Consider the following 12,794-nt stretch of genomic DNA (forward strand, 5'->3'; position numbering starts at 1 on the left):
TAATAAACCTATTATTTCTTTATTATTAATTTAATAAACCTATTATTTCTTAGTTTATATTGTAATAACCCCCCTTTTGAAATTAATACGAAATGAGTATCCTTATTGAACTAATCTGCAAGTTTGTTCAATAAAAAATGAGCCACTTCTGTGACTCATGATCTTCAACTAACGCTGAGCGTTAGTTGAATTAGGTTTACTTATTGAAATCAATTTCATAATGATTATCTAAACAATAAAAAGGTTATAAATTAACGCTTAATGGAATTAAAATTAAATAGCCATAAATATCATCCAAGTATATTTATTATTCTTTTCGAACGAAAAAATTCGAAAAATGAAATTTAAAATAACTTAGCCTAAGATACTTATTATTAAAAAGTACGCAATATAAATCTTATTTAAAGTTGAAGTAGGTGCTGAAGGATTATCACTTGTCTAAACTAATATAGCGATATTCCAACAGACTCTTTAAAGCAGATATTTCCTGTAATAATCGCTCTCCCTCATTAGTGTCTAGAACTTTTTTTCTCTCGAGTTCTTTTTCCACCAATCTCTTTACTGATAAAACATCTGACCCTTTTAGTAGAACATCTTTTTTTGAATTAAATTTTTCATGGGCGACAAGTTGCATACCGCAGGAATTATATAATAAAGTGTATCCAGCAATACCAGTTGTTAATTGATATGCCTTGGAAAATCCTCCATCAATGACAATCAACTTTCCGTTTGCTTTAATTGAATTCTCTCCTTTTATTTCTTTAACAGGTGTATGGCTGTTTATTATATGACCTACGTTAGGATTAAGATTCATTTCTGCTAAAATTTTACTGCAGATTTCCTCTTTTTCGCGTAAATGGTAGTATGGGTTCTTAGTCTCTTTATGGGTTTCTTTTTCTTTAATGAAATACCTTTCAAAGGTCGTCATTGCTCTTTTCCCAAATAATGATGAATATTCTCCTGTCCATAAATAACAGACCATATCTGTTGCGAGATCTTCTGTCTCTTCAGGATGTGCAAAAGCATGTCGTAAATAATGTTCAAAAATATCAAGTAACTCACGACCTGCATACTTTAAGGGGCTTCAAATTATATTATAAAGAATTTGCTTAACAAATTGCTTACTATCGATTTTCAAAATACACGGATAATGCATTTTTCAAATGTTCGAAGTCTCCACTAGTATGAATTAAATAATGGTCACCTCTCACTGCAGAAGAAAAATCATTAATTCCTTGATGACTTAAAAAGTCCTCAATATCAGAAAGCTTTTCACCAGCGCTCTTTAATGTTTTATGTCCGACAAGCTCATCATTTACATACACTTCATATGTATCCTCATTTAATTTCACACTGTTCTTAGAATCTAAATCTACTCCTGAAATTGGAAATGGATAACTGTCATTAGGATTTTCAGTGCTCATTTCGATTTCCTCCATTCATTTTTTTATTACGTTTTCCTTAAAAGTGTAGAATTATGCTTATATTGACCTATTTGAAGCACGTTGAATGATAATATTTTATGAATAGGAAAACAATAGTCTTAGGAAAGGAGGGATTGCAAATGTCATCTTTCGTATAATCTTTTAGCATTTTCATTCCAAGATTCGCATGTAATTTAATTCTATTTTTAGTCCATCGTTGTTGAGCTAACGCGCGGAGTTAGTTCAATATGTTTAGGATTTTCCAATCTAACTTGTTTCCATGAATATAGGATCACTAGCTCTTTTTATTTATTTTTTAATTTGTCTCCAGTAATAATTTCAAATAAAGTTATTGAATCTTCTCTAGATAATTGAACATATCCGCCACTTTTTGTTACTTCCATCTTGTCATTGCTAGAATTGACCCATACTCTGTATAGAATTTGTTTTACTTGAATATCAGGATTTTTAAACTGAAAAACCAATTCGTATTCAGGTGGACGGGGCATATTAGCGTCCATGTCTTTCCAATCAGCATTTCTAAATATTTCTTGTGCTTTTAAAACTTCTTTGTCTTTTGTAACTTCTCTAAAGTTCTCGTATATATGATTAATATGTTTTTGAACCAAAATCTTTTGTTTTTCAGTTTCTTTTTCTTTCGAGCATCCTGGTGCTATGATTAAAAAAATTGAAATTAGACAAAAGAATATCCTATTCAACTTCAAAATTATCACCTCCTACATACATTGTACATTTTTCAGAGGTAAATATTGGTAAAAAATAAAAGTTTTTAATTAATGGCAAAAAAAAACTGCCGAAGCAGTCTATCGTTGAACAACTAACGCGCCAGTTAGTTGCATAACATGACATAATATCGATTTGTTGCAAGGTTACAACACCTTAACTGAATAGTTGAACACCCATCTGGTTTTAGATTTAAAATTCAACACCATGAAATATTCTAGTTTTTTTCAACTAAATTCAAACATTTTCATCCTTTACGGTGAACCAAGAGCATAGGCAATGGAAAACAGTGACGAGATGTCCAGCCACAGATACAGAAAAGTTTAAATTTTGAGCAAGCTCGGGAAGCAAACCAGCAATCGTGAAACCTTCCATACCGGTGGCGAATGTTCCTAACGCCAATATGCGATAATTCATACAAGTAAACTCCTTTCGAGCCTCTAGATACATTATGTGTAACCACTTAGTTACATTTAACCAATAAGCCATAGTAATAGAAATCGGCAACTTTAAGATAATTTGAAACCACTAACCTCTTTAAATAAAAGTTTTTGTCAATATCTTTTTCGGTCGCATCCTCTTGTTCTTCATTCCAAAATCATACTTTATGCCTCAAGAAAAAAATTCTTTTTATTATTGCCCTAACCTGCTCCGTTCTGCCCCAGCTACTATAACGATAGAAGCATAAAAAATGGTCAACCAGTAAGACGGATGACCTTGTTATACGAACACAAATGGTAGTTAAGTATTATAAAAAATAACCTTAACCATCTAAACTTTGGTGAGTTAATTAAATTTGCTAACTAGATTGCCCTGTACTTCAAAAATTACTGAAGCAAATCTAATGTTCTTGACCAAGGTATGAGTTAATTCAATATGAATTCATTTATTTCTTGTGAAAATAATAAATAAAAACAAGCCTGAAAAGACTAATAGAGTCGAATACCCTCCATTTAAATCTATCCAAATATCGTTTAAATACATATATATAATAGGAGGTATTTCAAATAGAAGAATAAAACCTAAAAAATACCATTCAACATTGAGCTAATTAATAATTTGTACTGTAGAACTATAGTAAATGATGAAGTCTTACATTTGACATAATTCTTTTTAAAAAAGTACTGAATCCATATTATTCAATAACCTCAAGTGTTACATCAATATTTCCTTTTGTTGCTTTTGAATATGGGCAGAATTCGTGTGCCTTATGCACAAGATTTTCTAATTTTTCTTTTTCAATTCCAGTTCCTTTTACTTGTAGCGTTACAGATATTTTAAAACCTTGATCCGCTTCATCTTTTAAGAAATTTACATTTGCAGTTACTTGTGTTTCGACTTTTATATGCTCTTTCCTAGCCACGTGCTGTAATGCACCATCAAAACAGGCGGAGTATCCAGATGCAAATAGTTGTTCCGGGTTGGTAGCGTTTGGTAACTCTTTTGCTCTTGGACTTCCTGGCATTGCGAGATCAAATTTTATCTTTCCATCACTCGATTCAACTCTGCCTTGTCTTCCTCCAGCAGCAGTTGCTGTAGATGTAAATAATGGTTGTTGATTCATTTGTTATTTTCTCCTTTTGTGTAAATTTTCATTTTTCTCTACCTATTATTTCCATCTATCTTTATTGATATCCTAATTAAGGAATTCAAATTTATTAAGACAATCCCAAATCTAGAATTTGGCATCATGTAAATTGATTGACACAATTTAATGTTATTAAACTACCCAATCCACTTCGTTTCATCCTTAAGTATTGTCACTTTTGTCTTTTCCAACGGTAATAATTACTTTTTGGGAACCCAAGAAACTTTAACATTTCTCGAATTGGGTTTCTTACTTAAAGTGCTTCTAATACCTTTACAATACCTGTTTTCGTTAATTTTTTGATATCCCTTTTAACTTTCCCAGTATTTCATTCTGCATCTCAAGTTGTTTAACTCTTAATTTAAGTGCTTCAATTTCCGAAAGTTCTTCTATACCTTTATTAAAAGTATATTATTTACCAACTGGCTGATTAAATCGATGTGTATCCCCGGCTCGGTACCACCTCATACATCTTTTAATTTGTGAAACATTTTTTATTCCTAACGTTTCCATAATCTCTTTATTCGTAAAGCCATCCTCATTCATTTTTACAGCTTTCCACTTAATATCTGAATCATCCCCATAAAAAATACACCCTTTATGAAATATAGTTTAACTATACGACATAAAAGGTGTTTTTTCTTGTGTCCCACTTAGAGGGTTCACTTTATTCTATAATCAGTTGGATAAAGGTGCTTTTATGATGCTTTTATTTATTAATACGTTTTAGTAATTCAGCTTTTTCAGCTTCATAACCAGGTTTACCAAGAACTCTACAGATAGATTTGGAACATTTCCATCTACATGGGCTAAAACGGTACCTTGAAAAGCATTCTTATTGACATAATCCATTGTTATACCAACAAGATATTTTAATCCAGAGAGTGGGACTTACCCTCTCCATTAGGATGCTAAATCACCTTCCAGGTTTTACCTCTTCAACTTTTTTTCAACCTTAATATTTAATGACTACCTATGGCGCGTGTTTAATACTAAACATATCTAAGGCCTATTTTATTATTAAATATTTGGTTTTTATTTTTAAAGATAAATGATCCGTTTAAATAATCTATTACTAATTGATTATCATACACTTCTTCAAAGTCATTATTAACTAAAAATTCAATATTATCTACTGTTAAAATTTTTTCATATGCGTCATTTGGTCTTTTGTTAATAACTTTCATTTCGTAAATATTATTTACTATGTCACAGCTTCCACGATCAAATGACAATTGAATAAATTGATTTTCATCCATTTTATTGCACAATACTTCCTTTGCAGAATCAGTTATTTGAAAATCCACTTATATACCTTCCTTACAGTAAGGATATTGTTCTAACAAAAAACCATAATTACACTAATCATATCCATACGATTTAGCTTGCTTAATTAATTCCCCATTTAAAAACTCTATAATAAAACCTGGCTTACTTCTTGTACTTTTTCTCTTAGTACTTGGGGTAACGATCACCTCTTATTTACTTTACAATCATTACAGCACAATTCGCATGCTGGACCACTTTATGGCTTACACTTCCCAAGAGCAGTTCTGAAAAGAGGCTAAGTCCCCTGCTACCCATTACGATAAGATCGTAATCTCCCTCTTTTGCCTTCTTGCATATCATTTCTGCAGGATCTCCTATATGGTATTCGCTATCATATTGAATAGATGATCCTGAAAGGACTTGTGCGGATTCATCTAAAATCCTCCTAACTTCCTCTACTTGCAATTGTTCAATATCCACTCCGTAAGCAAATGTATTGATATTGTTGATATTGTTACTAGGAATGATATTAAGAAGCGTTATACGGGCATTTATCCCCATGTTTTGCGCCAACTTTTTTGCCGATTTCAATGCATGTTTAGAGTGTTCGGATCCGTCAACTGGAACCAAAAATCGTTCATACATATTGTTACTCCCCTTTTTATAAAATCTTATTTTTATGATTAAACCCATGACGGTGATTATCTTTTTTATTAATCAGATCTGATCCTCCGCTTTGATGAAAAAACTTGACGGTCGATCAATAACATATTTAAATTTGATGCTTTTTAATAGAATCCCTCAAAGTTTTCCATTGTATGCGCAACTTTTCCATTGATCGCGAAATCATAGAGGAGATTCTCCTATCTATAAAACCATATTTGCAGTTGCTTTAATCGTAACTAATAGCTGAAGACCCCGATTGAGAACGTTCATTCTCAATTATCCAAATAAAAATTAATGGTTTGTTTGCATTCCCCCTCTCCGTTCATTATTACATATCATCTTGAAGCTCCTTTATTTGGAACTGTTGTACTATATGTCTCACGTTTAACTGGAAGTGACTTGTTTAAATCTAACTGAATACAACAATACATAAACGACAATCAAGGAAGAAAACAGATTTAGCACGACAAGAGAAATGTTTAAATTGAAAAATTGAGTAAGTGCTCCAACAAAAACTGGAGGCACAATGAATCCTATATACGCACACATCCAGAAAGCCGAAATCACACGTGGTTTCGCTTCAGGCTCAGGCAGTTGCCCTGCAAAAAATAGTGCATTTTGGAAAGTCCACCCACCACCAAGTGCTTGTATGAATATACTGATCCATAATAATGGTAAACTTGCTATAAAACCAGATATAACAATCAACCAAGAACCAATAGCTAAAAGCAAGATCCCCCATCTAATACGTGTAACAGGTTGAGTAGGTCTAGGAATAAACTGTGCGAATGCACCACCACCTAATAGAATTAAAAAGATCAAACCAGAAATAAATAAATTAGATGTTTGAATAACATTTTTCACGAAAGTAGGAATTAGAGCAAGTGCTGTTCCTTGGATCGTAAATACTGTAAAAATAGAAAGTCCAGACATCGACCAAAAGTGAGAACGTATTTTTTTTGGAACCCCAAGTGATATCTTATGTTTTGCAAGCTTTTGTTCTTTTGAAACTACATCCTTTGGTAGAGATTCTAGTATGAAAATCGAGATAATTAATAATCCAATTAATATCCAAAAAGGTAATCTAAGTGGTTGAATAGGTAAATATTGTAACATGAAAGCTGCTATTGCTGGTCCAAGTCCAAAGCCAACAAGTACAGTAACTCCAGAATATTTAATAGCTTTACCAATTTTTTTTGGATCTGATTGTCTAATTAGAAAAGCCACAGACGTACCAGTAAACGAACCATACGCAATTCCCTCTAAACTTCTTCCAACATAGATCATCCAAGCTTCTGTACTACCAATCATGAGCAAAGTTGAAACTATTGAAATCAAAATACTAATGCTAAGAACTTTTTTCAGTCCCCAAGCACTTCCTTTTGCCCCCACAACAAGTAGAGTCGGTAACAGGAATGCAGCATAGATAGCAAACAAAATCGTAATTTGCAAACTGTTTAATTGATAATATTCGCTATACAGCGGAAATAATGGAGTTACAAAAGTTGCTCCACAAGACATCAATAATATAACTAATAACATTCTTTTCACATTCATTTTCCTCTCTAATACTTAAAATTTAATTCTTATCTTTTATAACATTATTAACAATTTGCATACTCTATATGCCATTCGTTCATCTTTTGAGAATGCTCATTCTTAAATATGCAAACCTCTATAACTCCGTGATTATCCAAAAGGATATACTCACGTTTCGGGAATATCACGATCTGTAAAGAATCGCAGTCTAAATCAATTAATATAAAAATTTCAGGCTGAATTCATGCTCCGATAATTGTATTTTAATTAACGCTTGTTTTCGAAACTCAATACATAAAAGCTATTTATATTAGTTTCCGATACTATTAATTGTTTATTGGCTATTCATCAATGCAATTATTAACTTCCTTCGACGTTTATATTTATAACATATCGAGAACGAAAGGTAAAGAATTTTTTTACCGTTTGTTCTCAAATGATTATTAAAATAAATAGCAACAAAAGAAGTTAACTGTCTTTAGTTAACTATTTTCATTCACTATAAAAATAGAAATACGGTCCTAATCTAATATAGAGAGTGTCGTATCAATAATATTTTTAAGTTTATTTTTATCGTTAGTTGTTTTGACTAATACTCGTAAACCTACAAAAGAATTATGAATAAACTGAGATAGTTTATCTATATCATGGTGTTTAGGAATTTCTCCTGAATTTTGTCCACGTAATAGTAATTCAAGTATAATTTTTTCTGTTTTAGAAAAATTTTGTTCAATTTTTTCTGCTACTTCTTGATCATGTAAAGTCAACTCAACTGCACTATTAATAGTCAAACAACCAACCGATTTTTCGTTATCTTGGTATACGGCCATTTCTAATATACTTCTAATAGCATCTTTCACAGTTGATGAATTCTTAACTTGTATATCCATTTTTTTCTTCATTTTGTGATCATAATGTTCCAATGCTTTAATAAATAGTGTATGTTTGTCACCAAATGTATCATATAAACTTCTTCGGTGAATCCCCATATGAGAAACAAGATCTTGCAATGAGGTTTTTTCGTAACCTTGATACCTAAATAGTTCCGTTGCTTTTTGTAAAACTTCTTTTTCATCATATTCCTTATGTCTTGCCACGCTAGTACCTCCTTTTGAAAGATTATAGCATACTTAAAAATAAACATTGTATAATCAGCAATACACTTTTTAAAAGGAGTTTGACAGATAAAGGATTCTAAATTCAAAATTGCGGTTTAATAAGTGTTCGTTAATTATGTTAAACGATTAAGTATTTTCTAGATTAATAGGCGTCTTCGTTAGTTTCCATACCCTGTGAAACAGGTAATCCTTTATTGCTGACTTGGGAATTTAACTGGGTTATATTCGCTGGCACTTTTATATTCATATTAAATTTTGGAACACCTGATTTACTATCCTTAGGGTAGGTGCTACCTTAAAGCCTGCAAGTCTGGCACATCGCGTACGTTTTATTAATTCTTTTTTTCGGTGGGCGCATGAAGAAGGTACAATCCAAAGAAATCCTTCCTCAAAACTAAAAGAACCGAAGTCAGAAATTCGAATCCCTAAATTTTTAACTGAAAAAGAAATTGAACACCTTCGCGAAGCATGTCAAACTGCAAAAGAACATGCAATAATTGAATTTATGTATTCATCAGGATGTAAGATAGGTGAAATTGTGTTAATAAATTGAATAGATATAAATTGGTCTAATAACTCCGTTGTTGTACGAGGGAAAGGTGATAAGGAAAGAAAAGTTTACTTCAATATTCGTACTGAAATTTGGATAAACAGGTATTTAATTGAGCGAAAAGATGAAGATGTCGCATTATTTGTAACAGAGAGAGCCCCTCACAGATTAAGTATCGCACAAACACGATATATCATTAAAAATGTATCTTTACGTTTAGAGTATAATAAAGAAATTTCCCCACATCAACTTAGACACAGTTATGCAACTCATTTAATGGATAATGGTGCTCCTCTTGAAGTTATTCAAAGTTTATTAGGTCATGTAAACAATGAGACGACAGGCTAGACGTAATGAAACCTACTTTAAGTATAATTTTGGGGTAGTGGTTTGACAGTTTCGTTCATATCAGTTCAATAAGAAATAAGTATTATAAAAATACATAATGTACTAAATTGAAAGCACATATAATCTAAAATTTATATAGTATCAAATATGTTCTACACAGATGATAACCTTGCCCTTGGCGTGTCCTTCTCCAAGATACCGGATAGCTTCTGCCACCTGACTTAACGAATATCGTCTATCTATAACTGGTACTAATTTATCTGCCACAAAAAGTTCCATTAAAAAATTTTGATCAGTTTTGTTTGGTTTATGAACAAGAATAGACATATTCTTATTCTCGGTTTTAGAAATCAAGGGTCCAAGGAACAGAAGTTGAAAGATTAGAGTCAAGGAACCTCCGACCATGACATATGTACCTTTAGGATTTAATAAACGCTTGTAATCGAAAATCGACCGATTTCCTACAACATCGAGAATCAGATCATAAAACTGGTCGTTTTGGGTGAAATCTTCTTGAGTATAATCAATAACATGATCTGCACCAATGGATTTTAGGGTATCCAATTTCCTCGTACTGTCCACACATGTTACTTCAGCACCGTATAATTTGGCAATTTGCAATGCAAACGTACCAACACCTCCACCAGCACCATTAATTAAAACCTTTTGTGCATCCTGAATCCGTCCTTTATCACGAAGCCCCTGCAAGGCCAGGACTGCTGCTTGTGGAATGGCAGCTGCTTCCTCGAATGTCATATTAGCTGGTTTCAACGTCAATGCATCTTCACGAACGCATACATATTCCGCAAATCCTCCCCAACCACACCAGGAAATGTCTCCGAATACCTCATCTCCTTCAAAGAGGTGTTTTACATCTTTGCCAACTGCTTCAACCCTCCCTGCTATATCAGCACCGAGTATTTTATATTTTGGTTTTAGCAGTCCCCCAAGACGAGCCAGGAATGGTTTACCTCTCATGAGATCCCAGTCCCAAGAATTTACAGATACAGCATAAACTTTTACCAATACTTCATTGTTTTTTAAAGCAGGTATTTCGACTTCTTTTAAATTAAGAACGTTAGTTGTTCCATATTTATTGTATACCATCGCTTTCATTAAGTGTTCTCCTTTACATTTAGGTTTGGTAAAAAATAAAAAATTTTATGAATACCAATTCTAAAATATATGTTGAACATTATATTATTTCTCCTTTATTTTGTTAATTCCTTGTTCAACTATCCTGAAAATAAACTTCTAAACTTTGAATAAAAGGCAATACTTAAATAGACGTAACTCAATCCGCAACAAGGAGGAACATATGAACGAATTGTTGATACAAGTAATAGAAGCGCATGGCGGGTTAAACCGTTGGGAAAAATATAATTCATTAACTGCCACGATCGTCACCGGTGGTAGTTTATGGGCATTGAAAGGGCTCGTTCAAGACTCTAATCCTCGTGAGATGACAGTCGCGCTTCACTCTGAAGTCGCATCTCTCACTCCCTTCGGTCAACCGGATTGGCGGACTTCCTTCAGCCCCGATCGTATTGCGATTGAAACCCTGTCCGGGGAAGTCATTCGCGAGCAGGACGATCCTAGGACCTCGTTTGCGAATCATACGATGAACACACCATGGAATCCACTTCATCGAGCCTATTTCAATGGATACGCAATGTGGACATACCTGACTACACCTTTTTTCATGATGATGCCGGGGTTTGAGGTCAGCGAAATCCCATCCTGGCAAGAAGGCAATGAGACTTGGCGAGGATTGCGTGTAAGATTTCCCAATAACATTGCTAGTCACAGTAAGGAGCAGGACTTCTATTTTGACGCTGATTTACACCTGCGCAGACACGACTATCATGTTGATGTCGCAGGCAGCTTTCCGGCGGCGCAATATATCGACGACTACATCGAGGTTGAAGGCTTTCATTATCCTACAAAACGCCGCGCTTATTTACGCGGACCCAATATGGAACCAGTTCGCGATATGCTGTTCGTTGCGATCGATATAAGCAACATCCGGTTTAGTTGACTCGATCATATAATTTCTTATATCACAAAAAAGGTGGAGCAGTAAGCTTCACCCTTTTTTATTGATACCGTTCAAACAAATCCAAAATGGTGACTTCCAGTAAATCCGATTTATTCACCCGTTTTTGCTTGGCAAACTGATCAAGCTGCATCGCTATGTCATCGTCATTCACAATAGTTTTCCTGGTTCCCCATTTCCAATCACCTATTACTTTTTCTTATATTCTATGTTTTTTTAGTAATTCCTTGTTCAACTATACTGCCATTTAACACAATAAAAAATAGACTGCCGTAGCAGCCTATCATTATACAACTAACGCGCTCGTTAGCCATCCATGAGTCAGATTATTCACAACAGTGAATGGGAGTTTTAAATCGTACTCCCATAGTAATTGAAAAAAGATTATTAGTTTTTAATCTAATTCACCGATAAACCAAAACTCACCTTCATGTTTTACTTCTATTTCCTCTGTATCTCCTACATAGTCAGAAATAATTTCAGTGCTCCAAAAGAAATTATATACAAGCAACAATCATGTGAAAATCTGCATATCTATCTTTTGGTTCAGCCTTGAATTTGAATATCGACTGTTCGAGTTACACCATGTATTCAATTCTCTATACTAAATCAAGTAATTCATCACGACGGTAAATGCAGTCAGTAATAATATTAAATCAAACTTCTTTTGGTGTAAATTCAATTAACTTCTCATAATATTTTCTTTTCGCCAAAATTAATTCAATTCATTAATTATCAAATTGTTTTTTTATTTACTTCATTTCCTTTTTTAGTCTTTGTAATAGTAAGCTTGTTCTTGCAAGTAGATCTCTAATATCAAAAGGCTTTGTTATATAATCATCAGCACCAAACTCTAATCCTAATAACCGATCTATAATGTCATCCCTAACGGTTAGTAAAATAATGCCCATGCAATTTTTACTTCCAACTTGTTTGCATAAATCTAAACCATTCATTACAGGCATCACAATATCGGAAATCATAATTTCTGGTTGAAAAACAGAAATTTTCTCGAGTGCCTCTTTGCCATTAAATGCTGTTTCTACATTATATCCTTCCCTTCGAAAAGCATATGCTAAGGATTCTACTATACTTTTTTCATCATCTACAATTAATATTTTCACATTCATGGACTCACCTAAATTCATTGTTAATTTATGACTTATATTAAATATTGTTTTAATATAAATAAAAATTAACAGAAGTAAATCTCACTTTCTTTTTAGATTAATTAAGTTATATTTGCATAACATGGTTTCTTTATAAGAAACAACTGCCCAGTAAAAAAAAAGTGAGATTGTTGATATTGTATTGTCATTTTCAATCATTTAAATTACTCCTTTCTTCTTGATGGTTTAATAATATTGAATTATTATTTCAAATTTAACCATCAGTTGTTTCTAAGTTGTAAACTTTCGTAAAATTCTAAAAAGCTAAACCACTAAAGTGATGACCTTTTAAAAATATAATATTTCACTAGATCTTTTATAGA

12 protein-coding genes and 3 pseudogenes are annotated in these 12,794 nt (G+C 32.8%); 2 read left to right on the forward strand and 13 right to left on the reverse strand.

The genetic code is table 11. From position 1 onward, the window contains the following. Window positions 1-430: 430 nt before the first annotated feature. From CN514_RS19115 to CN514_RS19160, 11 genes and pseudogenes are all read right to left on the reverse strand, one after another. Window positions 431-1,072: pseudogene (locus CN514_RS19115) on the reverse strand (fructose-bisphosphatase class III); the annotation flags it as partial. A 52-nt stretch (window positions 1,073-1,124) separates the two neighbouring features. Continuing rightward, the gene (locus CN514_RS19120; RefSeq protein WP_098233963.1) at window positions 1,125-1,424 is read right to left on the reverse strand and encodes a hypothetical protein; all 300 of its coding nucleotides are present in this window, start codon (window positions 1,422-1,424) and stop codon (window positions 1,125-1,127) included. 305 nt (window positions 1,425-1,729) lie between these two features. Beyond that, window positions 1,730-2,149, reverse strand: a complete 420-nt coding sequence (locus tag CN514_RS19125; protein WP_098233964.1) for a hypothetical protein — start codon at window positions 2,147-2,149, stop codon at window positions 1,730-1,732. 256 nt (window positions 2,150-2,405) lie between these two features. Next, a complete protein-coding gene (locus CN514_RS19130) occupies window positions 2,406-2,585 on the reverse strand; it encodes an MFS transporter (RefSeq protein WP_098233965.1) in 180 nt (59 codons plus the stop codon). Between the two features lie 718 nt (window positions 2,586-3,303). Further along, window positions 3,304-3,732, reverse strand: coding sequence for an organic hydroperoxide resistance protein (locus CN514_RS19135; protein WP_098233966.1), 429 nt, complete (start codon window positions 3,730-3,732; stop codon window positions 3,304-3,306). Window positions 3,733-4,167: 435 nt separating this feature from the next. Continuing rightward, on the reverse strand, window positions 4,168-4,302 hold the full coding sequence (locus CN514_RS26635) for a hypothetical protein (RefSeq protein WP_286141757.1): 135 nt from the start codon (window positions 4,300-4,302) through the stop codon (window positions 4,168-4,170). 228 nt (window positions 4,303-4,530) lie between these two features. Beyond that, window positions 4,531-4,641 (reverse strand): annotated as a pseudogene (locus tag CN514_RS27035) (hypothetical protein); the annotation flags it as partial. Between the two features lie 107 nt (window positions 4,642-4,748). Then, window positions 4,749-5,063 carry an iron-sulfur cluster biosynthesis family protein gene (locus CN514_RS19145; protein ID WP_098233967.1) on the reverse strand — a complete coding sequence of 105 codons (315 nt, stop codon included), beginning with the start codon at window positions 5,061-5,063 and terminating at the stop codon, window positions 4,749-4,751. Window positions 5,064-5,238: 175 nt separating this feature from the next. Further along, entirely contained in the window at window positions 5,239-5,670 is a 432-nt protein-coding gene (locus CN514_RS19150; protein ID WP_176525975.1) for a universal stress protein, read from the reverse strand. 405 nt (window positions 5,671-6,075) lie between these two features. Next, window positions 6,076-7,248, reverse strand: a complete 1,173-nt coding sequence (locus CN514_RS19155; RefSeq protein ID WP_098233969.1) for an MFS transporter — start codon at window positions 7,246-7,248, stop codon at window positions 6,076-6,078. A 503-nt stretch (window positions 7,249-7,751) separates the two neighbouring features. Beyond that, a complete protein-coding gene (locus CN514_RS19160) occupies window positions 7,752-8,327 on the reverse strand; it encodes a TetR/AcrR family transcriptional regulator (protein WP_098233970.1) in 576 nt (191 codons plus the stop codon). Between the two features lie 295 nt (window positions 8,328-8,622). Here CN514_RS19160 and CN514_RS19165 point away from each other — a divergent pair. Beyond that, window positions 8,623-9,246, forward strand: a pseudogene (locus CN514_RS19165) (tyrosine-type recombinase/integrase). A gap of 141 nt (window positions 9,247-9,387) precedes the next feature. On the opposite strand, the gene CN514_RS19170 reads toward CN514_RS19165, so the two are convergent. Beyond that, window positions 9,388-10,362, reverse strand: coding sequence for an NAD(P)-dependent alcohol dehydrogenase (locus tag CN514_RS19170; protein ID WP_098233971.1), 975 nt, complete (start codon window positions 10,360-10,362; stop codon window positions 9,388-9,390). A gap of 202 nt (window positions 10,363-10,564) precedes the next feature. Between CN514_RS19170 and CN514_RS19175 the strand changes: the two genes are divergently transcribed. Further along, window positions 10,565-11,284 (forward strand): hypothetical protein, encoded by a 720-nt coding sequence (locus tag CN514_RS19175; RefSeq protein WP_098233972.1) that lies wholly within the window; start codon window positions 10,565-10,567, stop codon window positions 11,282-11,284. Window positions 11,285-12,054: 770 nt separating this feature from the next. Here the strand turns inward: CN514_RS19175 and CN514_RS19180 are convergent. Then, window positions 12,055-12,432, reverse strand: coding sequence for a response regulator transcription factor (locus CN514_RS19180; RefSeq protein WP_176525976.1), 378 nt, complete (start codon window positions 12,430-12,432; stop codon window positions 12,055-12,057). Window positions 12,433-12,794 lie beyond the last annotated feature (362 nt).

Source organism: Bacillus sp. AFS001701, from assembly GCF_002559405.1.
Taxonomy (GTDB): domain Bacteria; phylum Bacillota; class Bacilli; order Bacillales; family Bacillaceae_G; genus Gottfriedia.

What these genes read in the sequence shown, in the direction of transcription:
- CN514_RS19120 (WP_098233963.1), bottom strand. Translation starts at nt 1,424, where the DNA reads ATGAGCACTGAAAATCCTAATGACAGTTATCCATTTCCAATTTCAGGA.
- CN514_RS19130 (WP_098233965.1), bottom strand. Translation starts at nt 2,585, where the DNA reads ATGAATTATCGCATATTGGCGTTAGGAACATTCGCCACCGGTATGGAA.
- CN514_RS19135 (WP_098233966.1), bottom strand. Translation starts at nt 3,732, where the DNA reads ATGAATCAACAACCATTATTTACATCTACAGCAACTGCTGCTGGAGGA.
- CN514_RS26635 (WP_286141757.1), bottom strand. Translation starts at nt 4,302, where the DNA reads ATGAATGAGGATGGCTTTACGAATAAAGAGATTATGGAAACGTTAGGA.
- CN514_RS19150 (WP_176525975.1), bottom strand. Translation starts at nt 5,670, where the DNA reads ATGTATGAACGATTTTTGGTTCCAGTTGACGGATCCGAACACTCTAAA.
- CN514_RS19155 (WP_098233969.1), bottom strand. Translation starts at nt 7,248, where the DNA reads ATGAATGTGAAAAGAATGTTATTAGTTATATTATTGATGTCTTGTGGA.
- CN514_RS19170 (WP_098233971.1), bottom strand. Translation starts at nt 10,362, where the DNA reads ATGAAAGCGATGGTATACAATAAATATGGAACAACTAACGTTCTTAAT.
- CN514_RS19175 (WP_098233972.1), top strand. Translation starts at nt 10,565, where the DNA reads ATGAACGAATTGTTGATACAAGTAATAGAAGCGCATGGCGGGTTAAAC.
- CN514_RS19180 (WP_176525976.1), bottom strand. Translation starts at nt 12,432, where the DNA reads ATGAATGTGAAAATATTAATTGTAGATGATGAAAAAAGTATAGTAGAA.